This is a genomic window from uncultured Friedmanniella sp. (assembly GCF_964244285.1).
Classification (GTDB): Bacteria; Actinomycetota; Actinomycetes; order Propionibacteriales; family Propionibacteriaceae; genus Microlunatus.
This window is the reverse complement of record NZ_CAXTHT010000006.1, coordinates 1-23,417: the sequence shown is the minus strand read 5'-3', so window position 1 is coordinate 23,417 and position 23,417 is coordinate 1. Positions and strand designations below refer to the sequence as shown.

The following is a 23,417-nucleotide window of genomic DNA, read 5'->3' as shown; positions in this document are numbered from 1 at the left end:
CTCGGTCGTCGCGACTCCGGTCGACGGAGAAGCGTGTCGGCCGGGATCCCTCCTCACTCCCGAGAGGCTCCGCTCATGACCGTCACCAGCCCTTCGACGAGCTCAGGACCGGCCACGTCCACCGAGGTCGCGAAGCGCGAGGACCTGATCGCCTTGACGATCGACGGCGTCGAGGTCAGCGTGCCCAAGGGGACGCTGGTCATCCGCGCGGCGGAGCTGATCGGGGTGGACATCCCGCGGTTCTGCGACCACCCGCTGCTGGACCCGGTCGGGGCCTGCCGGCAGTGCCTGGTCGAGGTGCCTGACGCCGGCAACGGTCGCGGCATCCCCAAGCCCCAGGCCTCCTGCACCCTCGAGGTGGCCGCCGGCATGGTCGTCAAGACCCAGGTCACCTCGCCGGTCGCGGACAAGGCCCAGCACGGGAACATGGAGTTCCTGCTGCTCAACCACCCGCTCGACTGCCCGATCTGCGACAAGGGCGGGGAGTGCCCGTTGCAGAACCAGGCGATGTCGCACGGCTACGCCGAGACCCGGTTCGTCGACCTGAAGCGCACCTACCCCAAGCCGGTCAACATCTCGGCGAACATCCTGCTGGACCGGGAGCGCTGCGTGCTCTGCGCGCGCTGCACCCGTTTCTCCGAGCAGATCGCCGGCGACCCGTTCATTGCCCTCGTCGAGCGCGGCGCGCTGCAGCAGGTCGGGGTATACGAGCGTGAGCCGTTCCAGTCCTACTTCTCGGGCAACACCATCCAGATCTGCCCGGTCGGGGCGCTGACCAACGCCGCGTACCGCTTCCGTTCCCGGCCCTTCGACCTGGTCTCCACCCCCGGCATCGCCGAGCATGACGCGTGCGGCTCGGCCATCCGCGTCGACCACCGCCGCGGCGTCGTGGTCCGGCGGATGGCCGGGGACGACCCCGAGGTCAACGAGGAGTGGATCACCGACAAGGACCGCTTCGCCCACCGCTACGGCCAGGGTGAGGACCGGCTGCTCCGTCCCCTGGTGCGTGAGGACGGGGTGCTGCGCCCGGCGTCGTGGCCGGAGGCGATCGACGCCGCGGTCGTGGGGCTGCGGCGGGCCATGTCGGCCGGCCCGGACGAGGAGAGCCGGGGCGTCGGGGTGCTGACCGGTGGTCGGCTGCCGCTGGAGGACGCGTACGGCTACGCCAAGTTCGCGCGGCTGGTGCTGGGCACCAACAACATCGACTTCCGCTCCCGTCCCCACTCCGACGAGGAGGCGCAGTTCCTCGGCGCCGTCGTCTCCGGCCGCGGGCGTGGCGTGACCTACGCCGACCTCGAGCACGCGTCGTCGGTGCTGATGGTCTGCTTCGAGCCCGAGGAGGAGGCCGGCGCGATCTTCCTCCGGCTGCGCAAGGCGATGCGGAAGTCCGGTCTGACCTCGTGGACCGTCGCGCCGCTGCTCAGCCCGGGTGCGTTCAAGATGGGGTCCACGCTGGTCCCGGCCGTGCCCGGTGGCGAGGCCGTCGTGCTGAGCGACCTGGACCTGCCGCTGGACAGCGGCTCGGTGATCCTCGTCGGTGAGCGAGCGGCGCAGTCCGCCGGGACGCTGACCGCCTGCCTCCGGCTGGCCGACCGTACGGGGGCCCGGCTCGCCTGGGTACCGCGCCGGGCGGGAGACCGGGGAGCGGTCGACGCGGGCTGTCTGCCGAACGTCCTGCCCGGGGGCCGGTCGCTGGGCGACCCGGCGTCCCGGATCGACACCCAGACCACCTGGGGGGTCGAGACCCTGCCCACCGAGCCGGGCCGGGACGCCCACGAGATGCTGGTCTCCGCCGGGAACGACCGGCTCGCCGCCCTCGTCGTGGCCGGGCTGGACCCTGCCGACCTGGCCGACCCCCAGGCCGCCCTGCGGACGCTGGAGGAGACCCAGTTCGTGGTCAGCCTGGAGACGCGGGCCTCCGCCGTGACCGAGCGCGCCGACGTGGTCTTCCCGGTGTCCCTGGTCGCCGAGCGGCCCGGCACCTTCGTCACCTGGGAGGGCCGGGAGCGTCGGTTCGAGGCCGTACTGACCCGCGCCAACACGATGTCGGACCTCCGCGTCCTCGCTGCCCTGGCCGAGGCGTTCGGCACCGACCTGGGCTTCCGGACGGCGGAGGGGGCGCGGGCCGAGCTCGCCGAGCTCGGTCCCTGGGAGGGACGCCGGGTGCTGAAGCCGCGCGTCGAGCCGGCCGCGCCGGCCCGGGCCTCGGCCACCAAGCTGGTGCTCGCCACCTGGCGGATGGCCCTGGACGAGAGTCGCGCCGTCGACGGCGAGCCGTTCCTGCTGGCCACCGCACGGACCCCCGTGGCACGAATCCACCCCGCCACGGCCGACCTGGCCGGGCTCACCGACGCCGTCACGATCAGCAACGAGCGGGGCAGCCTGACCCTGCCGCTGGAGCTCGACCCGGGCATGGTCCTCGGCGTGGTCTGGGTGCCGGCCAAGGCGCCCGGACTCGGCGTCAACGAACACCTGGCCGCCGGTGCCGGTGACCTCGTCGAGGTCTCGGTCCCGGTGCCGACCTCGCGGCAGAGCACCCCTGCCGAGCACACCTCCGACCAGACCACGACCGCAGAGGAGCCCGCGGCATGAGTGGCCCCGTACCCCAGCTCGTCCCGCTCGACCTGACCCCGTTCTTCCACGACTCGTGGTGGATCGTGGGCATCAAGGCGGTGCTCGCCCTGGTCCTGCTGCTGCTGCTCACCCTCTTCACCATCTGGTACGAGCGGCGCCTGGTGGCGTTCATGCAGCACCGCAAGGGCCCGAACATGAACGGCCCGTTCGGGCTGCTGCAGTCCCTCGCGGACGGCATGAAGCTGATGTTCAAGGAGGACTTCACCCCGACGGCCGCCGACAAGGTGGTCTTCATGGTGGCGCCCTTCGTGACGGCCGTGCCCGCCATCACCGCCTTCGCCGTGATCCCGATCGCGGGCGTCGTGCGGATCCCCTTCACGAACGTCACGACGCCGCTGCAGGTGACCGACATGCCGGTGTCGGTGCTGTTCATCGTGGCCGTCGCCTCGATCGGGGTGTACGGGATCGTGCTGGCCGGCTGGTCGTCCGGCTCGACCTACGCGTTGCTGGGAGCCCTGCGCTCCAGCGCCCAGGTGATCAGCTACGAGGTCGCGATGGGGCTGGCGCTCGTGGCGGTGTTCCTCTACTCCGGCACGCTCTCCACCTCCGAGATCGTGGCCCGGCAGGCCGAGCCGAGCATCACGATCTTCGGCCACGACCTGCCGGTCTGGTTCGCGGTCCAGCTGATCCCCTCGTTCCTGATCTACCTGGTCTCGATGGTGGGGGAGACCAACCGGGCCCCCTTCGACCTGCCCGAGGCCGAGGGCGAGCTGGTCGGCGGCTTCCACACCGAGTACTCCTCGATGCGCTTCGCCATGTTCTTCATGGCCGAGTACATGAACATGATCACGGTGTCCGCCCTGGCCACGACGCTGTTCCTGGGTGGATGGCACGCGCCGCTGCCCTTCAACCTGATCTCCGGGCTCGACTCGGGCTGGTGGGGGGTGGTCTGGTTCCTGCTCAAGGTCGTGCTGATGCTGTCGCTGTTCGTCTGGCTGCGCGGTACGTTGCCCCGGCTCCGCTACGACCAGTTCATGCGTTTCGGCTGGCGGTGGCTGATCCCGATCTCGCTGGGCTGGATCGTCCTCGTGGCCACCTTCCGGGTCGGCCGTCGCGAGGGCTGGTTCGCCACCTCCGCGTTCTGGGTCGCAGCTGCGGTCGTCTTCGTGGTGCTGCTCGCGCTGTCGTTCCTCGGCGGCAAGGAGAGCGCACCGGCAGCGGCGGCGCCGACCGAGTTCGATGCCTTCGCCGGCGGCTACCCGGTTCCGCCGGGCGAGGGAGAGCAACTGCCCGAGCTCGCGCAGGTATTGCCCGGGGAGCCCGAAGTGTCGCCCGGACGATCCCGAGAAGCCCGACCATCCCAGGACGCCCCCTCACCGAGAGACGGAGGAGAGCGCTGATGGGTTTCCTCGACCCGGTAGCCGGCTTCGGTGTCACCTTCCGGACGATGTTCCGGAAGACCTTCACCGAGGACTACCCGAACAAGCCCAAGGTGACGGCTCCCCGCTTCCACGGCCGCCACCAGCTCAACCGCTGGCCCGACGGGCTGGAGAAGTGTGTCGGCTGTGAGCTCTGCGCGTGGGCCTGCCCGGCCGACGCGATCTACGTCGAAGGGGCCCAGAACACCGACGAGGAGCGCTTCTCACCCGGCGAGCGGTACGGCCGGGTGTACCAGATCAACTACCTGCGCTGCATCCTCTGCGGGCTCTGCATCGAGGCCTGCCCGACCCGTGCGCTCACCATGACGAACGAGTTCGAGCTCGCCGACGACAGCCGGGCCGCGCTGATCTATGAGAAGGCCGACCTGCTCGCCCCGCTGCTGCCGGGAATGGACTCACCCCCCCACGAGCGTCGACTCGGCGACGACGAACAGGCATACTTCCTCGGGCTGCCCGGCTCGGGACGCCCCGACGACCGCGCCGGCGATGTCTCCGGTGCCGTGCCGAAGCCGATCAACCAGGGTTACGTGAACAAGCGCAAGCACCCGGCCGCGACCGGGGAGAGGAGGTAGGCGTGCTGGTCCCGATGGTCTCGGCCGACTCCTTCGCCTTCTGGCTGCTCGCTCCGGTGATGATCCTCGGCGCGCTGGGGATGATCCTGTCCCGCAAGCCCGTGCACTCCGCTCTGTGCCTGGCGACGGTGATGATCTCCCTCGCCGTGCAGTACGCCGCCCAGGACGCCCCGTTCCTGTTCGCCGTGCAGATCATCGTCTACACCGGCGCGATCTTGATGCTCTTCCTCTTCGTGCTGATGCTGGTCGGGGTCGACACCGCCGACTCCCTCGTCGAGACGATCAAGGGCCAGCGTGCGCTCGCCGTGGTGGCGGGCGTCGGCTTCGGCCTGCTGCTCGTCTTCGCCGTCGGCAACGCCGTGGTGGACTCACCCATCGGCCTGATCGACGCCAACGCCGCGGACGGCGGCAACGTCCAGGGGATCGCGGCCCTGCTCTTCAATCGCTACGTCTTCGTCTTCGAGGCCACCTCCGCGCTGCTGATCACCGCGGCGGTCGGCGCCATGGTGCTGGCCCACCGCGAGCGGCTGACGCCCAAGGTCACCCAGGCCGACCTGGCCGCCGAGCGGTTGCGGCGCTACGCCGAGACCGGTCAGCACCCGGGGCCGCTGCCGACACCCGGGGTCTTCGCCCGGCACAACGCGGTGGACACCCCGGCCCTGCTGCCCGACGGCTCGGTCTCCGAGCTCTCGGTCTCGGCCACCCTGCGGGCCCGCGGCGCGATCCTGGACAGCGAGGACCTCGTCCTGCCGATCCAGCAGACGACACGCTCGCTCGAGGCCGGGGAGGAGGACCGGTGAACCCGCAGCACGACTATCTCCCGGGAGCGCGGTCATGAACCCGCAGAACGACTATCTCCCGGGAGCGCGATCATGAACCCGCAGAACTACATCTACCTGTCGGCCATCCTGTTCACCATCGGGGCCTTCGGATTCCTGATCCGGCGGAACGCGATCGTGGCCTTCATGTGCGTGGAGCTGATGCTGAACGCTTCCAACCTCGCGCTGGTGACCTTCTCCCAGACCCGCGGCCAGCTTGACGGTCAGATCGCCGCGTTCTTCGTGATGGTGGTCGCCGCCGCCGAGGTCGTGGTCGGGCTCGCCATCATCATCACGATCTTCCGGACCCGACGCTCGGCCTCGGTCGACGACGCGAACCTCCTCAAGTTCTGACAGGACGACGATCTCTGTGACCCTGATCCCGATGGACGTGGTGAGCCCGGTGGCCGCCACCGGGCTCTTCTCCTACGCCTGGCTGCTGATCGCCATCCCGGCGGCCAGCGCGGCCGTCCTGCTGCTGATCGGGCGCGCGGGCGACGCCTGGGGTCACCTGCTGGGCACGCTCGCCCCGTTGGCCTCGTTCGTGATCGGGCTGCTGCTCTTCGTGGCTCTCCTCGGCCGCGACGAGGCCCAGCGGTCGGTGTCGGTGCCGCTGTACGACTGGATCTCCAGCGGGCGCTGGCACATCGGCGTCGGGTTGCAGGTCGACCAGCTGTCCATCGTCTTCGTGCTGCTGATCACCTTCGTCGGCGGGCTGATCCACGTGTACTCCGTCGGCTACATGGCCGACGACGAGCGCCGGCGCCGGTTCTTCGGCTTCCTCAACCTCTTCGTCGCCTCGATGCTGCTGCTGGTCCTGGCCGACAACTACCTCGTGCTCTTCGTCGGCTGGGAGGGCGTCGGCCTGGCCTCGTACCTGCTGATCGGCTTCTGGTCTCACAAGCCGTCCGCCGCGACCGCCGCGAAGAAGGCGTTCGTGGTCAACCGGGTCGGTGACATGGGCATGAGCCTGGCGATCATGTTCATGCTCTACTGCTTCGGCTCCTCGGCGTTCGTCGACGTCAACGCCGGAGCGCCCCAGCTGCCGTCGACGGCTGCGCTCGTGATGGGGCTGCTGCTGCTCCTGGGCGCGTGCGGCAAGTCGGCCCAGGTGCCGCTGCAGTCCTGGCTGCTAGACGCGATGGAGGGCCCCACCCCGGTCAGCGCCCTGATCCACGCCGCGACGATGGTCACCGCCGGGGTCTACCTGGTCACCCGTAGCCACGCCGTCTTCGCCGAGTCTCAGGCCGCGAGTACCGCGGTGGTCATCGTCGGCACCGTGACGCTGCTCTTCGGCGCCTGGATCGGCTGTGCGAAGGACGACATCAAGAAGGTGCTGGCCGGCTCCACCATGAGCCAGATCGGCTACATGATGCTGGCCGCGGGCATCGGCCCGGCCGGCTACGCGTTTGCGATCTTCCACCTGCTGACCCACGGCTTCTTCAAGGCCAACATGTTCCTCGGCGCCGGCTCGGTGATGCACGGCATGGACGATGACGTGAACATGCGGCACTACGGCGGCCTGGCCCGGCTGATGCCGGTCACCTTCGTCACCTTCGCCGCCGGTTACCTGGCGATCATCGGGTTCCCGGGCTTCGCCGGCTACTTCTCCAAGGACCACATCATCGAGGCCGCCTTCGAGCGGAACACGGTGATCGGGGTGCTGGCGCTGGTCGGCGCGGGAGTGACCGCCTTCTACATGACCCGGCTGATGCTGATGACCTTCCTCGGCGCGCGGCGCCACCAGCCCGGCGTGCACCCGCACGAGTCGCCGCTGGTGATGACCGTCCCACTGGTGCTGCTCGGGATCGCGTCGGTCATCGGTGGCGCGGTGCTGAACGGCTGGATCGAGGGCTGGCTGGACCCGGCCGTCGGCGGTGAGCACGCCGCGGGCGAGCAGGCCGGCCTGCTGCACGTGTCCCTGGTCGGCGTGGTCACCCTCGTGGTGGTCGCTGCGGGCATCGTGGTCAGCGTGCTGCTCTTCGGGCCGCGACGAAGGATCCCGGCCGAGGCACCCGCGAGTCGCTCGCCGTTCACCCTGGCCGGCCGCCGCGACCTGTACGGTGACGCGTTCAACGAGGCCGTCTTCATGCGCCCGGGTCAGCAGATGACCGCCGCCCTGGCCCGCTTCGACTCCGCCGCGGTGGACGGGACCGCCAGCGGGACGGGCGCCACGCTGGCCGACCTCTCCGGTCGCCTCCGGCGGGTGCAGAACGGCTTCGTCCGCTCCTACGCCCTCACCATGGTGGCCGGCGCGGCCGTCGTCGGTGCCGTCCTCGTACTCGGCCGGCTGGGCTGAAGGAGATGACCGTGACCTCTGGCCCGCCGTGGCTGACCATCCTCGCCCTGCTGCCCGCCGTCGGCGCCGTCGTGTGCCTGCTGGCCGGCGCCCGCGCGGCCAAGCTCGTGGCCCTGGTCGTCTCGCTGCTCACGCTCGGCGTCGCGCTGTCTGTCGCGGCGGGCTACAGCCCCGGTTCGGGGATGCAGCTGACCGAGCAGGTCCGCTGGATCAAGCCGCTCGGCGCCTACTACGCCCTCGGCATCGACGGCATCGGCCTGACCCTGGTGCTGCTGGTCGTCCTGGTCACGCCCGTCGTGGTCCTGGCTTCCTGGCGCGACTTCGACCCGGCCGAGACCGGTGCGGCCCGGGTCGTGCCGGCCGGCGCCAAGCTGGCCCCGAAGTACGACGCCGGAGTCTTCTACGCCCTCGTGCTGGCGGTGGAGACCTGCGCCCTCTTCCTGTTCCTCGCCACCGACGTCTTCCTGTTCTACGTGTTCTTCGAGGTCATCCTGATCCCGATGTACCTGCTGATCGGCGGCTTCGGGCCGACGGCCAAGCGCTCGTCGGCGGCGGCCAAGTTCTTGATCTTCGGCTTGCTCGGCGGCTTCGTGATGCTCGCGTCGGTGATCGGGCTGTACGGACTGTCGGCCGCGGCCGGCACGCCCAGCTACCTGCTGAGCGACCTCAGCCAGCTGCCCATCGGCACCGTCACCGGCCGCTGGCTGTTCATCGGCTTCATGTTCGCCTTCGCGGTGAAGGCCCCGCTGGTGCCGCTGCACTCCTGGCTGCCCGACGCGGCGGAGGAGTCGAGCCCCGGCGGCGCCACCATGATGGTCGGGGTCATGGACAAGATCGGCACCTTCGGGATGATCCGGTTCTGCCTCGGCCTGTTCCCCGAGGCCAGCCAGTGGGCGACGCCCGTGGTGCTGATCCTGGCGACGCTGTCGATCATCTACGGGGCCGTCCTCGCCATCGGCAGCCGTGACCTGATGCGCTTCATCGCCTACACCTCGATCAGCCACTTCGGCTTCATCGTGCTGGGCATCTTCGCCCTGACCACCCAGAGCCTGGCCGGGTCGACCCTCTACATGTTGAACCACGGGCTCTCGACTGCGGCGCTGTTCATCGCGGCCGGGTACCTGGTAAAGCGGGGTGGGTCGCGCGACATCTCCGCCTACGGCGGGGTGCAGAAGGTCGCACCGGTGCTCGCCGGGCTGATGCTGTTCGCCGGCCTGTCGACGCTGTCGCTGCCGGGGCTCTCCAGCTTCGTGTCCGAGTTCATGGTGCTGGCCGGCACGTTCAGCCGCTACCCCGCGTACGCGATCGTGTCGACGCTGGCCATCGTGCTGGCCGCGCTCTACATCCTGATCACCTACCAGCGCACGATGACCGGCCCGCTCAACCCCCGCCTCGACGTCGCCGGCGAGGGACGCGTCCGGGACCTGAACGGTCGCGAGCGGCTCGCGATGGCGCCGCTGGTGCTCCTGATCCTCGCGCTCGGGGTCTTCCCGAAGCCGATGCTCGACCTGATCAACCCGGCCGTCCAGGCCACGATGAGCTACGTGGGCGTCAGTGACCCGGCCCCCCGGGTCGCGGCCGAGGGAGGCCGCTAGATGACCACGCCCGAGCTCGTGACACTCGTGCCGATGGAGTTCACGGCGCCGACGCTGGACTACCGGATCCTGATGCCGTTCCTGCTGGTCTTCGCGGGAGCCTGCCTCGGGGTGCTCGTGGAGGCCCTGGTTCCGCGCTCGATGCGGCGGACCACCCAGCTGGTGCTGACCGCGGTGACCATCGTGGGAGCGCTCGGGGTGACCCTGCTCAACTGGAACGCCGGCCGGACGGGTCTCGCCGCCGTGAACTCACTCGCCGTGGACGGCCCGACGTACTTCATGTGGACGATCCTGCTGGTCTTCGGCGCCGTCTCGATCATGACCTTCGGTGAGCAGCGGACCGGTGGAGCGTTCGCCGCCCAGGCGGCCACCGTGCCTGGCAGCCAGGCCGAGCGGCAGGCCATCGAGAGCCGGGTGGAGCACACCGAGGTCTTCCCGCTGGCGCTGTTCGCGCTGTCGGGGATGCTGCTGTTCCCCGCGTCGAACGACCTGATCACGATGTTCGTCGCGCTCGAGATCCTCTCGCTGCCGCTGTACCTGCTCTGCGGGCTCGCCCGGCGCCGCCGGCTGCTGTCGCAGGAGTCGGCCCTCAAGTACTTCCTGCTCGGGGCCCTCTCCTCGGCGATCTTCCTGTACGGCGTCGCGCTGCTCTACGGGTACGCCGGCTCCTTCCAGCTCTCGGCCATCGACGAGACCATCCGGAGCGGCGCCGAGAGCCCGGGTCTGCTGTTGGCGGGAATGGGCCTGCTCGGCATCGGCCTGCTGTTCAAGTTCGGCGCCGTGCCGTTCCACTCCTGGACGCCCGACGTCTACGCCGGTGCCCCGACCCCGGTGACCGGGTTCATGGCCGCCTGCACCAAGATCGCCGCGGCCGGCGCGCTGCTCCGGGTCTTCTACGTGGCGCTGGGTGCCGACCGCTGGGACTGGCAGCCGCTGATGTCGATCGTGGCCGTGGCCACGATGGCGCTCGGCTCGGTGCTGGCGATCACCCAGACCGACGTCAAGCGGATGCTCGCCTACTCCTCGATCGCCCACGCCGGCTTCATCATGACGGCGTTCGTCGGTGCTTCCCAGGCCGGCAACGGGTCACCGTCCGGGTCGCTGACCAGCGTCTCGTCGGTGCTGTTCTACCTGGTGGCCTACGGGGCGGCGACGATCGGCGCCTTCGCCCTGGTCACCACCGTCCGGGACAGCAGCGGTGAGGCGACCCTGCTCTCCAGCTGGGTCGGTCTCGGCCAACGCTCACCTGCGGCGGCCATCGTGTTCTCGATCTTCCTGCTCAGCTTCGCCGGCATCCCGCTGACCAGCGGGTTCATCGGCAAGTGGACGGTCTTCGCCGCCGCCTGGAACGGCGGTGCCCACTGGCTGGTCGCGGTGGCCGTGGTGATCAGCGTCGTGGCCGCGTACTTCTACATCCGCGTCATCGTCCTGATGTTCTTCTCCGATCCCGAGGCGGCCGCGACCGACGACGCCGCGACCGGGGGAGCGGGCACCGGCGGGCTGCTGACGCTGGAGCGGACGGCTATCGTCGTCCGGCCCCAGATCACCACGATCGTGGCCATCGGAGTTGGCCTGGTCGCTACTGTGGCTCTGGGCGTGTTCCCCGGACCACTGCTCGACCTCGCGCAGCACGCCGGGGAGTTCATCCGCTGACGTGCGGCGCCGGGACCCCCTGGTGAGGCCCTGAGGAGAGAAGTGCTAGCAGAACAGACGCGGGACGAGGTCTTCGAGGCCGACGTCCGCGCCCAGCTCGACGCCGTCGAGGCGGCGCTGCTGCGGGCGGCCGAGGCGCAGACGCCGATGGTCACCGAGGCTGCCCAGCACATCATCGCCGCCGGCGGCAAGCGCTTCCGGCCACTGCTGGTCGCCCTCGGGGCGCGGCTCGTTCCCGGAGCCTCCGAGCAGGACGTCATCAAGGCGGCCGTCGTGGTCGAGCTCACTCACGTGGCGAGCCTGTACCACGACGACGTGATGGACGAGGCCCGGATCCGTCGCGGCTCCGTCAGCGCCAACAGCCGCTGGGGCAACACCGTCGCCATCCTGGTCGGTGACCTGCTGTTCGCCCGGGCCTCCGACATCGTCTCCGAGCTCGGTTCGGAGTTCGTGCGGATCCAGGCGCGGACGTTCTCCCGGCTCGTCCAGGGCCAGATCGCCGAGACCGTCGGGCCGCAGCCCGGCCAGGACCCGCTCGACCACTATCTGCAGGTCGTGGCGGACAAGACGGCGGCACTGATCGCCACCTCCGCACTGTTCGGAGCGAAGATCGCCGGGGCCGACCCCCTGCTGCAGCAGCGGATGATCGAGTTCGGTGAGCAGATCGGGATGGTCTTCCAGCTCAGCGACGACATCATCGACATCACGTCCGAGGTCACCGGCAAGACCCCCGGCACCGACCTGCGCGAGGGCATTCCCACCCTGCCGACCCTGCTGGCTCGACGCTCGACCGACCCGGCGGACGCCCGGCTGCTGCAGCTGCTCGACTCCGACCTGCATGACGACGCTGCCCTGGCCGAGGCCTTGGGGCTGCTGCGCCGTCACCCCGCCCTCGTCCAGGCCACCGCCGAGGTGGAGCGCCGGGCCGCCATCGCCCGCGGCCTGCTGGCCGAGCTCCCCGCCGGCCCTGCCCGTACGGCCCTGGAAGAACTCTGCGAGCAGATCGTCACCCGCTCGTCCTGACCTCGGCCCCAAGGCCCTGGCCCCCGGGCTCCAGGGCTCCCGGGCGAAGCTTGACGGTCACTTCACAGCCCTACGGACCGCGTTGCGCCTGCCCCCAGGGCTGTGGTGCGGTCCCGGGGCGTGTGAAGTGACCGTCAGACGACCCCCGCGACCAGCGACCGCGGCCCGAGCTCACCAGATCTTGACGCGCTGGTCCTCGGGGAGCCAGAGGTCGTCGCCCTCGGTGACGCCGAAGGCGTCGTGGAAGCTACCGAGGTTGCGGACGATCTGGTTGCAGCGGAACTCCGGCGGCGAGTGCGGGTCGGTGGCCAGACGCTGACGGACGGTCTCGGCGCGTGACTTGCTCTGCCAGATCGCGCCCCAGCTGAGGAACAGCCGCTGCTCGGGGGTGTAGCCCTCGATCGGCGCGGCTCCCTCGGCCGAGGTGGCGATGCCGTGGGCCAGGTGGGCGATGCTCAGCCCACCGAGGTCGCCGATGTTCTCCCCGATGGTGAGCTTGCCGTTGACGTGCTCGCCGTCGGCGAGGTCGGGGGTGAGCGCGTCGTACTGCTCGACCAGCGCGCCGGTCCGGGCCTCGAAGGCCTCGCGGTCCTCGGCCGTCCACCAGTCGCGGAGGGCGCCGTCGCCGTCGCAGGTCGAGCCCTGGTCGTCGAAGCCGTGACCGATCTCGTGGCCGATCACCGCGCCGATACCACCGTAGTTGACGGCGTCGTCGGCGTTCTCGTTGAAGAACGGCGGCTGCAGGATGGCGGCCGGAAAGACGATCTCGTTCCGGAGCGGGTGGTAGTAGGCGTTGACCGTCTGAGGCGTCATCAGCCATTCCTCGCGGTCGATCGGCGCACCGATCTTCGCCAGCGTCCGGTCCAGCTCGAACGAGGCGGCCGCCGCCACGTTGCCGACGAGGTCGTCGGCCCGGACCTCGAGGGCCGAGTAGTCGCGCCACCGGATCGGGTAGCCGATGTGCGGCCGGAACTTGCCCAGCTTGGCCAGCGCCTCCTGCTTGGTCTCCCCGGTCATCCACTCCAGGTCGGTGATGGAACGGCGGTAGGCCTCGATCAGGTTCGCCACCAGGGTGTCCATCCGCTGCTTCGCCGTCGGGGAGAAGTGCCGCTCCACGTAGATCTTGCCGACCGCCTCGCCCAGCGCGCCCTCGACCAGGGCTACGCCCCGCTTCCAGCGATCCCGCAGCTGGGGCGTGCCGGAAAGCACGGTGCCGTAGAACGAGAACCGCTCCGCCACGAAGGCGGCGGACAGGTAGGGCGAGAGCGAGGAGATGACGTGCCATTTCGCCCAGAGCCGCCACGCCGGCATCCGTTCCTCGGTCAGCAGGGTCACCACGTCGGTGAAGAAGGAGGGCTGGGCCACCACCAGCTCGGCCATGGTCGTGTCCGCGATGTCCGCCCCGGCCAGAAACGCGCGCCAGTGCAGACCGGGTACCTCGTCGGTGAACCCCTCGAGCGTGCGCAGGTTGTACATCGCGCGCAGGTCCCGGGTCCGGACCTGGTCCCAGTGCCGGGCAGCGATCTCGGTCTCCAGCTCGAGCACCGTGGCTGCTGCGGCCGCCGCGTCCGGCACTCCGGCCAGGGTGAACGAGGCGGCGACGTGGGCGGCGTAGGCGGTCCGGATCTCGGCGTAGGTCTGCTCGCGGTAGTACTTCTCGTCCGGCAGGCCCAGGCCGTCCTGACCGACGAAAATCACGTACCGCGACGGATCGCCCGGGTCGGACTCGGCCTCGAACGAGATGAGCCCCGCGATGCCGCGCCGGGCGAAGGTGCCCAGCACCCGCTGCAGGTCCTCAGCCCCGGCGACGGCGTCGACCTCGGCCAGCAACGGCGCCAGCGGGGCCGCCCCGGCCGCCTCGATCCTCTCCTCGGTCATGAACGAGGCGTACAGCGCGGCGATCTTCGCCTCGTCGCTGCCCGGCTCGAGCGCGTCCGGTCCCCGCTCTCCGATCCTGGTGATGATGTCGCGGACGGCCGCCTCCGCCCGGTTGCGCAGCTCGATGAAGCTGCCGGTCAGCGGCTGGTCGGCAGGGATCTCCGCCCGGGCCAGCCAGCCTCCGTTGACGTGCCGGTACAGGTCGTCCTGCACGCGGACGCCCGGATCGAAGTCGGACAGGGGCAGTGCGGGTACGGGCTCAGTCACCCGCCGAGCCTACTCAGGGGAACGACCATCACCCGAGCGCGATCCGCAGCCGAGCGAAGCGAGGGCAGAAGACACAGAAATGTGGCCGTTACGTCGGTGCAACATCCGTGCCGTTCGTCGCTGGCATCCTGAGGCGGGGCCGTCCCCCGGGGGTCACCGTCCCCGCACGATCGCCCTGCACGCTGACCAGCTCCGCACGCACGATCCAGCCGTTCGCGACCCTTGGAGAACCATGACCCCGCCCCGCCCCGCCCTGTCCGCGGCCGCCGGCCTGCTGCCGCGCAGCTCGAGCCGCCGTCGCTTCCTGACCTCCACCGGGCTCGGTGCCGCCAGCCTCGCCGCCCTCGCCGCCTGTGGCGGCAACAGCTCGAGCGGCGGCTCCACCTCCACCTCGGCCGCCGCACCCAGCGCCGGTCCCGCGTCGGTCGCCGCGGGCACGTACAAGACGCTCTCGCTGCAGCTCTCCTGGATCAAGAACATCGAGTTCGCCGGTGAGTACTTCGCCGACTCGAAGGGCTACTACACCGACGCCGGCTTCACCAAGGTCGACCTCGTCACCGGCCCGGTCGACAGCGCCGACACCCTGGTCGCGACGGGCAAGATCGACGTCGGCCTCTCCGCACCCGACGCGACGGCCCGGCTGATCACCGAGCAGGGCGCCGACCTGGTCATCATCGGCTCGACGTTCCAGAAGAACCCGTTCTGCATCCTCAGCCTCGAGGAGGGCAAGCCGATCCGGACCGTCGCCGACCTCGCGGGCAAGACGATCGGCATCCAGGCGGGCACGAACCAGTCGATCTTCGAGGGCTTCTGCAAGGCCAACAACGTCGACACCTCCACCTTCAAGACCACCGTGGTCCAGTACGAGCCGACCCCGCTGACCGAGAAGAAGGTCGACGGCTTCATGGCCTACACGACCAACGAGCCCTTCATCGTCAAGGCCGACGGCTTCACCCCGGTGACTCTGCCCTTCGCCGACAACGGCCTGCCGCTGACCGCGGAGACCTTCTGCGTCACCAAGACCGCGCTGGCGGACAACCGGGACAAGTTCAAGGCGTTCCTGACCGCGGAGATCAAGGGCTGGAACGACGCCGTGGCCGACCCGGAGGGTGGCGCCAAGCTCGCCGTCAACACCTACGGCAAGGACCTCGGGCTCAAGCTCGCCGGCCAGACCGAGCAGCTCAAGGCCCAGAACGAGCTCGTGGTCAGCGCCGACACCAAGACCAACGGCCTGTTCACCCTGACGGATGAGTTCATCACCAAGATCATCGCCGCCATCGGGGCGCTCGGCATCGAGATCGGCGCCGACGAGCTGTTCGACATGAGCCTCCTCAAGGAGATCTACGCCGCCAACCCGGACCTCATCAAGGGCTGAGCTCTCGTGACGACCGAGATGCGCGCGCAGAATGTCGGTGTGCCCACACCGATCGCGACCCGCGACCCTGCCGCCGAGCCGGCCTCGGCGACGGGGCTGAACATCCAGGGGCTGAGCAAGACCTTCACCCTCGGCCGCAAGTCGGTGCACGCGCTGCAGGCGACGGACCTGGGGACGGCCAAAGGCTCGTTCCTCTCGCTGCTCGGGCCCTCGGGCTGCGGCAAGTCCACCATCCTGCGCATCCTCGCGGGCCTGGAGGCGCCCACCGGCGGCACCGCCCTGGTCAACGGGATGTCGATGACGGAGATGCAGCGCCAGCACGAGCTCGGCATCGCGTTCCAGGACGCAGCGCTGCTGCCCTGGCGGACGGTCACGGCCAACATCCGGGTGCCGCTCGAAGTCGCCGGGATCAAGGCCGACCCGGGCTTCATCGACGACCTGATCGCCCTCGTCGGGCTGCAGGGGTTCGAGAGAGCCAAGCCGGCGCAGCTGTCCGGCGGCATGCGGCAGCGGGTGGCCATCGCGCGCTGCCTGGTGGTCAAGCCGTCGGTGATGCTGCTGGACGAGCCGTTCGGCGCGCTGGACGACATGACGCGGCAGCGGCTGAACGTAGAGCTGCTGAGGATCTGGACCGAGAAGCCCGCCACCACCTTGATGGTCACGCACGGGATCAACGAGGCGGTCTTCCTGTCCGACGTCGTGGCGGTGATGAGCCCTCGGCCTGGCCGGGTGGTCGAGGTCGTGCCGATCGACCTGCCCCGGCCGCGGACCCCGGACATGATGCGGACGCCGGAGTTCCACGGCTACGCCGACCGGCTCTCGGAGATCCTCTTCGGTCGCGGCGGCGACGCCGAGTGACCACGCTTGCCCCCTCAGGTGCGCCCGTCTCGGCGGTGCCGGGCCGGACCCCGGTGCGGGACCGGATCTCCGGGCTGCCGACCTGGCTCGGCGCGGTGATCGGCGTGCTGGTCATCGTGGTCGTCTGGTGGCTGGCTTCGGCCCTGCTCTTCCGTTCCAGCAACGCGATCCCGAGCCCGCCCGAGGTGGTGGCGAAGTTCTTCTCCGCCTCCACCTGGGCCACCACGCTGTCCAACCTGAGCGGCACCTTGGCCGCCGCCGCCCGCGGCTACCTGTTCGGGAACGTGGCGGCGCTGCTGCTGGCGATGCTCGTCCTGCTGGTACCACCGCTGGAGCAGGTGATCACCCAGGTCGCGATCGTCACCTACTGCCTGCCCCTGGTGGCCATCGGGCCGATCCTGGTCATCGTCTTCGGTCGTGACGCCCCGGCGGGCGCCTCGGTCGTGCTGGCCGCGCTCAGCGTCTTCTTCACCACCGTCGTCGGCTCCCTCCTCGGCCTGCGCGCGGCGCCGCGGACCAGCCTGGACGTCGTCCGCGCCTACGGTGGCACCCGGCTGGCCGAGCTGCGCCTGGTGCAGCTGATCGCCGCCCTGCCGAACCTGTTCGCCGCCCTCAAGATCGCCGCGCCCGCCGCCTTCCTCGGCGCGGTGCTCGCGGAGTACCTGGGCAGCGGCGGCGACAAGAGCCTCGGGCGCGCACTGATCGCCGCCCAGACCAACTCCGACGCGCCGCAGCTGTGGTACCTGGCGCTGGTCTCCGGGGGCACGGCCGGCCTGGCCTACGCCCTGGTCGGTCTGGTCGCCCGCTTCGTCACTCCCTGGTCCTCCGGCACCGAGGGGAGCCGACCGTGAGCGCCGCCCCGGTCGTGGCCGTCCCCGCCAGCACCGCCCCCGTCGCGGAGACCGCGTCGTCGCGGGCAGTCGCGACGATCGTGGCGCGCCGGATCGGCAGCTCGCTGCTCGTGGTCGTCCTGGCTCTGGCGCTGCTCGCGCTGGTCTGGACCGCGTTGCTCAACCTCTTCGACGTCTCCACCTTCGTCGGCAAGACGCCGCTGGACGTCTACCACTACCTCTTCACCGAGCACCCGGCACGGGGCGTCCGACCCACCTCGATCACCGCCGAGGCGGCCCGTTCGGGCCTCCGCTCCGCGTGGCTGGTCACCCTGCTCGACGCCGGCATCGGCTTCGTCACCGGCCTGGTCGCCGCCACGGTGATCGCGGTCCTGTTCATCTTGTTCAAGCCGTTCGAGTTCGCCTTCATGCCGATCGCGATGCTGCTCCGATCCGTGCCGCTGGTGGCGCTGGCTCCCGTGCTGCTGCTCATCGTCGGCCAGGGCAAGCTGGGGATCGCGACGATCGCTGCGATCGTGGTGCTCTTTCCGGCGCTGGTCAACATCGTGCTCGGGCTGCGCTCGGCCTCGCCGCTGGCGGTAGACCTGATCCGGGTCAACGGAGGCGGTGGGCTCAAGGAGATGCTGATGGTGCGCATCCCCGCCGCCCTGCCCGCGATCTTCGCCTCCATCCGGATCTCGGTGCCCGGCGCGATCGTCGGCGCCATGCTCGCCGAGTGGCTCTCGGGCTTCACCGGGCTGGGAGGGGTGCTGAGCGCGTACAAGGGTCGTGGCAACTTCGGCGGGGTCTGGGCCGTCGTGGTCGTCTCGGTCGCGACCTCGATCATCGGCTACGCGGTCGCGGCCGTCGTCGAGTCCGCCGCGCTGGCCGCGTGGGGACCGAACGCCGGCAAGCGCTGACGTCCTGGACAGCAGTCCTGCTGAGGAGCACACTGAAATTCATCAAGCGTTGAATTTCAGGAGGAAGCATGCCGACGACGACATGCGTGGTGGCCGGTGGCGGCCCCGCGGGGATGATGCTGGGTCTGCTGCTGGCCCGCGCCGGCGTCGAGGTGACGGTGCTGGAGAAGCACGCGGACTTCCTGCGCGACTTCCGTGGTGACACCGTGCACGCCTCCACCATCCGGCTGCTGGACGAGCTCGGGCTCGGCACTGAGTTCCGTGCACTGCCGCAGAGCCGGCTGCAGAACCTCGAGCTGCCGCAGCGGGACGGCCACCCGGTCACGCTCGGCGACTTCCGCCGGCTCCCCGCGCCGTACGACTACGTGGCCATGGTGCCGCAGTGGGACCTGCTCAACCTGCTGGCCGACGCTGCCCGGGTCGAGCCCACCTTCACCCTGCGGATGAGCACCGCGGCGACCGGCCTGCTGGGGGACGCAGAGCACGGCGAGCGCATCGCCGGCGTGCGGACGCGTACCGCCGGCGGCATCGAGGAGGACCTGCACGCCGACCTCGTGGTGGCGGCCGACGGTCGCGGTTCGGTGCTACGGGCGGCGGCCGGCCTGACGCCGCACGAGTACCCGGTGCCCTTCGACACCTGGTGGTTCCGGCTGCCGCGGCTGGAGTCCGAGCAGGGTGAGCAGGCTGCGCTCGTGCCCCGGCTCGCGGGGGAGGAGATCCTGCTCAGCTTCCCGCGCACCGGCTACTTCCAGGTCGCCTACTTCAACCGCAAGGGGATGGACGGGCGGCTGCGCGCGGAGGGGATCGAGCGGTTCCGGGAGCGGGTCGCCCGGCTGCGGCCGGACTTCACCGACCGGCTGGAGGCCCTGACCTCGACCGACGAGCTGCACATGCTGGACGTCAAGCTCAACCGGGTGCCCTGCTGGCACCGCGACGGGCTGCTGCTGATCGGCGACGCCGCGCACGCGATGTCCCCGGCCGGCGGGGTCGGGATCAACCTGGCCGTCCAGGACGCCGTGGCGGCGGCCGCCCTGCTGGCCGAGCCGCTGCGCGAGCACCGGCTCACGGTCCCGGACCTCGCCCGGGTCCGCCGGCGGCGGCTGGTGCCCACCGCGGTGATCCAGGCGGCCCAGCGAGTGCTCCACCGGCTGGTCTTCGTGCCCGCTCTCGCGGGCCGGACGCCCTCGGCCGTCCGGGTCGTCGCCGCCGTGGCCCGTGCGGTGCCCTCGGTCACCCGGATCCCGGCCCAGCTGATCGCGTTCGGTCCGCTACCCGAGCACGCGCCCGACTTCGCTCGTCGCCCGGCGCCGGTGAGCCGCTGAGTGGACGGCGCGACGTCGCGAGGCCGCAGTAGCGGCCGGCGGCCCGGACCGAGCCGGACACGACAGCTGATCCTGGACGCGGCCCGGACGGCCTTCGCGGACCGGGGCTTCGAGGCGGTGACCGTGCGGCAGATCGCGGCGACAGCCGAAGTGGACCCGGCCATGATCAGCCACCACTTCGGCTCCAAAGCCGCGCTCTTCCGGGCGGTGCTGGAGATCCCGCTGGACCCGGCCGTGGAGATCGCCGGCGCGCTCGAGGGACCGTCCGAGCAGCTGGCCGTCCGCCTGCTCGGTCGGCTGCTGCAGGTGTGGGACTCCCCGGCCGGCGCGGGGGCGATCGCTGCGGTCCGGACGGCGCTGCAGCGCGACGACACGACCGGCCTGGTCCGCGACCTCGCGCTCAGCCAGATTCTCGGGCCGCTCAGCCCGGCCATCGCGGGAGGTCCGGACGAGCGGCAGTGGCGCGCCGCGCTGGTGGCCAGCCAGGTCGTCGGGCTGATCGTGGTCCGCTACGTGCTGCGGCTGGAGCCGTTGGCGAGCGCCGTCCACCCTGACGTGCTGGCCGCCGTCGCGCCGACGGTCCAGCGCTACCTGACCGGCCCGCTCTGACTCGAGGCGGTCAACGCCTCAGACCGCCTCGGCCACCAGCCGCGAGCGCCGGTGGACCCCGGCCCGGTGGATGCCGTGGCCGGTCATGATCATCAGGGCCACCCAGACCAGGGTGAAGCCGACCCAGCGGCCCGGCGACATCTGCTCGTGGAAGTAGGTGATGCCGAGCAGGAACTGGAGCGTGGGCGCCAGGTACTGCAGCACGCCGAGGGTGCTCAGCGGCAGCCGGGTCGCCGCGGCCGCGAAGCAGAGCAGCGGCAGCACCGTCACCGCTCCGGTCGCGACCAGCAGCAGGCTGTGGGCCCAGCCCAGGACGACGAACGTCGTGCCGCCCTGGACCTGCAGGTAGACCAGGTATCCCAGCGCCACCGGCGTCAGCACAGCGGACTCGATGGCCAGCGTCTCCACCGCCCCGCCGTTGACCCGCTTCTTCATCACCCCGTACGTCGCGAAGCTGGTCGCCAGCACCAGGGAGATCCAGGGCAGGCGGCCGTAGTCGACCGTGAGCACCACCACCGCCAGCACGGCCAGCCCCACGCTGGCCCACTGCACCGCGGCCATCCGCTCCCGCAGCACCACCACGCCGACGAGGATCGAGAGGATCGGGTTGATGTAGTAGCCGAGCGAGGTCTCCAGGACGTGGCCATGGTTGACCGCCCAGATGTAGGTCCCCCAGTTCACCGAGACCACGGCGGCCGCCAGGGCCAGCATGGCGAGGTTGCGCCGCGTCCCGATCCGGCCGAACCAGCCCTTCGGCAGCAGGGTCACCACCAGCACCACGGAGATGACCAGCGACCAGACGATCCGGTGTGCGAGCACCTCGAGCGCCCCGGAGCTCTTGACCAGCGGCCAGAACAGGGGCACCACCCCCCACAGCACGTACGCGCCCAGCCCGTACCCGACGCCAGCACGCTCGCGGTCCCGCTCGGCCACCCGCCCCGCCTCTCCCTGTCCGCCGCCGGCTCCGCCGCCGGCCCCGTCGAGATTAGTCCGTGTGGGGCTGGTCCGATCACTACGATCAAGCCATGACCGCGACCGACCGCAGCGCCGCCTCGACCGCGCCCGACGCACCGTCAGCAACGCGTGGGGGCATCGAGCTCAACGGACTCAACACCATCGACGAGAGCGAGCGCCACGGCCGCGCCCGCGACCTCTTCTGGCCCTGGTTCGGCGCCAACGTCTCCGTGCTGGGAATCAGCTACGGGTCATTCGTGCTCGGCTTCGGCATCTCGTTCGTCCAGGCGACCGTGGTCGGCATCGCCGGCGTCGTGCTGTCGTTCCTGCTCTGCGGCATCGTCGCCCTGGCGGGCAAGCGGGGTTCGGCACCCACGATGGTGCTGAGCCGGGCCGCCTTCGGGATTCGCGGCAACCGGCTGCCCTCGCTGCTGTCCTGGCTGCTGACCGTGGGTTGGGAGACCGCGCTCACCGCGCTGGCCGTGCTCAGCACCGCGACCGTCTTCACCCGGCTCGGCGCCGGCGGGGGCACGGGCACCAAGCTCGTGGCCCTGGTGGTCGTGGCCGCCCTGATCGTCGCGGCCGGGGTCGCCGGCTTCACCGTCATCATGCGGCTGCAGCGCTGGATCACGGTCATCACCGGCGTGCTCACGGTGGTCTACATCGTGCTGGTGGCCGGCAAGGTGGACCTCGGCGCCGTCACCGCGATCCCCGGCGGGGCCGCGCCGGCGGTGATCGGCGCGCTGGTCTTCATGATGACGGGCTTCGGTCTCGGCTGGGTGAACGCCGCGGCGGACTACTCCCGCTACCTGCCGCGGCGCACCGGCAGCGCCGGCGTGGTGGGCTGGACGACCCTGGGCGGTGCGTTGGCCCCGGTGCTGCTGGTGGTGTTCGGGGTGCTGCTGGCCGGATCGTCCACCGAGCTGAACGACGGCATCGCCAACGACCCGATCGGTGCCCTGACCACGCTGCTCCCCACCTGGTTCCTCGTGCCCTTCGCCCTGGTCGCCGTCCTCGGACTGGTCGGTGGGGCCGTGCTCGACATCTACTCCTCGGGGCTGGCGCTGCTCAGTGCCGGCGTCCGCGTCCCCCGCTACGCCGCGGCCGGGGTCGACGGCGTGCTGATGGTGCTCGGTGCGATCTATGTCGTCTTCTTCGCCCCCGACTTCGTGGTCCCGTTCCAGGGCTTCCTGATCACTCTCGGGGTGCCGATCGCCACGTGGTGTGGGATTTTCCTCGCCGATCTCGCGCTGCGGCGGCGCGACTACGACGAGCCGGCGCTCTACGACCGCGCCGGCCGGTACGGCGACGTCCGCTGGTGGCCCGTCGTGCTGATCGTGGTCGGGACGTTCCTCGGCTGGGGACTGGTGACCAACACCCTCGCGTCCTGGTTGGGCTGGCAGGGCTACCTGCTGGGTCCGATCGGGGGCCGCGAGGGCGCTTGGGCGTACGCGAACCTCGGTGTGCTCGTGGCCCTGCTCGTCGGCTTCCTCGGCACGCTGGCTACCGCGAAGGCGGTCCGGGCTCAGGAGGCGACGTTCCCGTCGGAAGCTCGGTGAGCCCGGCCGCTCCCTGGTTGGTGGCGATTGACCTGCAGACCGTCTTCGCCGACCCGGCCAGCCCGTGGGCGACGGAGAAGTTCGCCGACTCCCTGGCCGGCACCCGATCCCTGCTGCCCGCCTTCGTCGGCCGTACGGTCCACACCCGCTTCGTCGCCCCCGCCGAACCGGCCGGCTCGTGGATTCCGTACTACCGGGACTGGCCGTTCGCGCTGGTCCCGCCGGACGACGCGCTCTACGACCTGGTGCTGCCCCCGGGTGACGACCCGGTCGTGACCGCCACGACCTTCGGCAAGTGGGGCACCGAGCTGGCGACCCTGGTGGGAGAGGCCGACCTCGTCCTCACCGGAGTATCGACCGACTGTTGCGTGCTGGCCACCGCCCTCGCCGCCGCGGACGCCGGCGTGACCGTCCGGGTGGTGAGCGACGCCTGTGCCGGGGCCAGCGACTCCGACCACCAACGGGCCCTGGACGCGATGGCGCTCTTCGCTCCGCTGATCACCCTCACCACGGTCGACGAGGTCCGGCGCTCGGCCGGGCTCGGCTCGTAGCCTCGAGCTCCCACCCCTCGCGGGTCCGCCGGTCTGGCTTGCGTCTCCGGCCAGAAGGTGTAACGTAGGCGAGGCCCTGAGGGAAGCGGGACGTCGGTCGCAAGACCTGACGGCCGGCCCGAGGGCACCACTGATCCTCACCGTGCAGGTCGGTCCTTTCGGATCGATCGGTTCGGTTGCGGGCGGCGGTAGTTCGAAAAGGTGAGGATTTGACTCCGACCCGGCTACGAACTAATGTTTAGCGAGTTGCCCCGAGCCGGGATTGGTTGGTTCTGGTGTGGTGTGTGTCTGAGTTTTGAGAACTTAACAGCGTGCTAAAAG

Annotated in this window: 19 protein-coding genes; 17 read left to right on the top strand and 2 right to left on the bottom strand. The window is 70.5% G+C overall.

Annotation, left to right across the window (positions count from 1 at the left end):
* Positions 1-75: 75 nt before the first annotated feature.
* The 9 genes from ACFE7W_RS14805 to ACFE7W_RS14765 all read left to right on the top strand — a co-directional run bounded on the left by ACFE7W_RS14805 (position 76) and on the right by ACFE7W_RS14765 (position 11,973).
* On the top strand, positions 76-2,592 hold the full coding sequence (locus tag ACFE7W_RS14805) for an NADH-quinone oxidoreductase subunit G (RefSeq protein WP_375425577.1): 2,517 nt from the start codon (positions 76-78) through the stop codon (positions 2,590-2,592).
* Positions 2,589-3,974, top strand: a complete 1,386-nt coding sequence (gene nuoH / locus ACFE7W_RS14800) for an NADH-quinone oxidoreductase subunit NuoH (RefSeq protein ID WP_375425576.1) — start codon at positions 2,589-2,591, stop codon at positions 3,972-3,974. Before ACFE7W_RS14805 ends, nuoH begins: the two co-directional genes overlap by 4 nt.
* A complete protein-coding gene (nuoI, locus tag ACFE7W_RS14795; RefSeq protein WP_375425575.1) occupies positions 3,974-4,585 on the top strand; it encodes an NADH-quinone oxidoreductase subunit NuoI in 612 nt (203 codons plus the stop codon). Before nuoH ends, nuoI begins: the two co-directional genes overlap by 1 nt.
* Before the next feature lie 14 nt (positions 4,586-4,599).
* Positions 4,600-5,385, top strand: a complete 786-nt coding sequence (locus ACFE7W_RS14790; protein ID WP_375425783.1) for an NADH-quinone oxidoreductase subunit J — start codon at positions 4,600-4,602, stop codon at positions 5,383-5,385.
* Positions 5,386-5,457: 72 nt separating this feature from the next.
* Positions 5,458-5,757, top strand: a complete 300-nt coding sequence (nuoK, locus tag ACFE7W_RS14785; protein ID WP_375425574.1) for an NADH-quinone oxidoreductase subunit NuoK — start codon at positions 5,458-5,460, stop codon at positions 5,755-5,757.
* A 31-nt stretch (positions 5,758-5,788) separates the two neighbouring features.
* Positions 5,789-7,702 (top strand): NADH-quinone oxidoreductase subunit L, encoded by a 1,914-nt coding sequence (nuoL, locus tag ACFE7W_RS14780; RefSeq protein ID WP_375425782.1) that lies wholly within the window; start codon positions 5,789-5,791, stop codon positions 7,700-7,702.
* An 11-nt stretch (positions 7,703-7,713) separates the two neighbouring features.
* Positions 7,714-9,297, top strand: coding sequence for an NADH-quinone oxidoreductase subunit M (locus ACFE7W_RS14775; RefSeq protein ID WP_375425573.1), 1,584 nt, complete (start codon positions 7,714-7,716; stop codon positions 9,295-9,297).
* Positions 9,298-10,950 carry an NADH-quinone oxidoreductase subunit NuoN gene (gene nuoN, locus ACFE7W_RS14770; RefSeq protein WP_375425572.1) on the top strand — a complete coding sequence of 551 codons (1,653 nt, stop codon included), beginning with the start codon at positions 9,298-9,300 and terminating at the stop codon, positions 10,948-10,950. It abuts the gene before it with no gap.
* A 42-nt stretch (positions 10,951-10,992) separates the two neighbouring features.
* Complete coding sequence (locus tag ACFE7W_RS14765; RefSeq protein ID WP_375425571.1) at positions 10,993-11,973, top strand: polyprenyl synthetase family protein; 981 nt, start codon at positions 10,993-10,995, stop codon at positions 11,971-11,973.
* A 171-nt stretch (positions 11,974-12,144) separates the two neighbouring features.
* Here ACFE7W_RS14765 and ACFE7W_RS14760 read toward each other — a convergent pair whose 3' ends face one another.
* Positions 12,145-14,118 carry a M13 family metallopeptidase gene (locus ACFE7W_RS14760; protein ID WP_375425570.1) on the bottom strand — a complete coding sequence of 658 codons (1,974 nt, stop codon included), beginning with the start codon at positions 14,116-14,118 and terminating at the stop codon, positions 12,145-12,147.
* A gap of 232 nt (positions 14,119-14,350) precedes the next feature.
* Here ACFE7W_RS14760 and ACFE7W_RS14755 point away from each other — a divergent pair, with 232 nt between their 5' ends.
* From ACFE7W_RS14755 to ACFE7W_RS14730, 6 genes are all read left to right on the top strand, one after another.
* A complete protein-coding gene (locus ACFE7W_RS14755; RefSeq protein ID WP_375425569.1) occupies positions 14,351-15,493 on the top strand; it encodes an ABC transporter substrate-binding protein in 1,143 nt (380 codons plus the stop codon).
* Positions 15,494-15,532: 39 nt separating this feature from the next.
* Entirely contained in the window at positions 15,533-16,351 is an 819-nt protein-coding gene (locus ACFE7W_RS14750; RefSeq protein ID WP_375425568.1) for an ABC transporter ATP-binding protein, read from the top strand.
* Positions 16,348-17,202, top strand: coding sequence for an ABC transporter permease (locus ACFE7W_RS14745; RefSeq protein WP_375425567.1), 855 nt, complete (start codon positions 16,348-16,350; stop codon positions 17,200-17,202). The genes ACFE7W_RS14750 and ACFE7W_RS14745 overlap by 4 nt, the downstream gene beginning before the upstream one ends.
* Complete coding sequence (locus tag ACFE7W_RS14740) at positions 17,199-18,101, top strand: ABC transporter permease (RefSeq protein WP_375425566.1); 903 nt, start codon at positions 17,199-17,201, stop codon at positions 18,099-18,101. Before ACFE7W_RS14745 ends, ACFE7W_RS14740 begins: the two co-directional genes overlap by 4 nt.
* 68 nt (positions 18,102-18,169) lie before the next feature.
* On the top strand, positions 18,170-19,423 hold the full coding sequence (locus ACFE7W_RS14735) for an FAD-dependent oxidoreductase (protein ID WP_375425565.1): 1,254 nt from the start codon (positions 18,170-18,172) through the stop codon (positions 19,421-19,423).
* On the top strand, positions 19,424-20,032 hold the full coding sequence (locus ACFE7W_RS14730) for a TetR family transcriptional regulator (protein ID WP_375425564.1): 609 nt from the start codon (positions 19,424-19,426) through the stop codon (positions 20,030-20,032).
* A gap of 18 nt (positions 20,033-20,050) precedes the next feature.
* Here the strand turns inward: ACFE7W_RS14730 and rarD are convergent, their stop codons facing one another.
* Positions 20,051-20,965 (bottom strand): EamA family transporter RarD, encoded by a 915-nt coding sequence (gene rarD / locus ACFE7W_RS14725; RefSeq protein ID WP_375425563.1) that lies wholly within the window; start codon positions 20,963-20,965, stop codon positions 20,051-20,053.
* 92 nt (positions 20,966-21,057) lie between these two features.
* On the opposite strand from rarD, the gene ACFE7W_RS14720 reads away from it, so the two are divergent.
* Positions 21,058-22,545, top strand: a complete 1,488-nt coding sequence (locus ACFE7W_RS14720) for a purine-cytosine permease family protein (RefSeq protein ID WP_375425562.1) — start codon at positions 21,058-21,060, stop codon at positions 22,543-22,545.
* Positions 22,542-23,096, top strand: coding sequence for a cysteine hydrolase (locus ACFE7W_RS14715; protein ID WP_375425561.1), 555 nt, complete (start codon positions 22,542-22,544; stop codon positions 23,094-23,096). The genes ACFE7W_RS14720 and ACFE7W_RS14715 overlap by 4 nt, the downstream gene beginning before the upstream one ends.
* Positions 23,097-23,417: the final 321 nt, after the last annotated feature.

What these genes read in the sequence shown, in the direction of transcription:
- ACFE7W_RS14805 (WP_375425577.1), top strand. Translation starts at nt 76, where the DNA reads ATGACCGTCACCAGCCCTTCGACGAGCTCAGGACCGGCCACGTCCACC.
- nuoH (WP_375425576.1), top strand. Translation starts at nt 2,589, where the DNA reads ATGAGTGGCCCCGTACCCCAGCTCGTCCCGCTCGACCTGACCCCGTTC.
- nuoI (WP_375425575.1), top strand. Translation starts at nt 3,974, where the DNA reads ATGGGTTTCCTCGACCCGGTAGCCGGCTTCGGTGTCACCTTCCGGACG.
- ACFE7W_RS14790 (WP_375425783.1), top strand. Translation starts at nt 4,600, where the DNA reads ATGGTCTCGGCCGACTCCTTCGCCTTCTGGCTGCTCGCTCCGGTGATG.
- nuoK (WP_375425574.1), top strand. Translation starts at nt 5,458, where the DNA reads ATGAACCCGCAGAACTACATCTACCTGTCGGCCATCCTGTTCACCATC.
- nuoL (WP_375425782.1), top strand. Translation starts at nt 5,789, where the DNA reads ATGGACGTGGTGAGCCCGGTGGCCGCCACCGGGCTCTTCTCCTACGCC.
- nuoN (WP_375425572.1), top strand. Translation starts at nt 9,298, where the DNA reads ATGACCACGCCCGAGCTCGTGACACTCGTGCCGATGGAGTTCACGGCG.
- ACFE7W_RS14755 (WP_375425569.1), top strand. Translation starts at nt 14,351, where the DNA reads ATGACCCCGCCCCGCCCCGCCCTGTCCGCGGCCGCCGGCCTGCTGCCG.
- ACFE7W_RS14735 (WP_375425565.1), top strand. Translation starts at nt 18,170, where the DNA reads ATGCCGACGACGACATGCGTGGTGGCCGGTGGCGGCCCCGCGGGGATG.
- ACFE7W_RS14720 (WP_375425562.1), top strand. Translation starts at nt 21,058, where the DNA reads ATGACCGCGACCGACCGCAGCGCCGCCTCGACCGCGCCCGACGCACCG.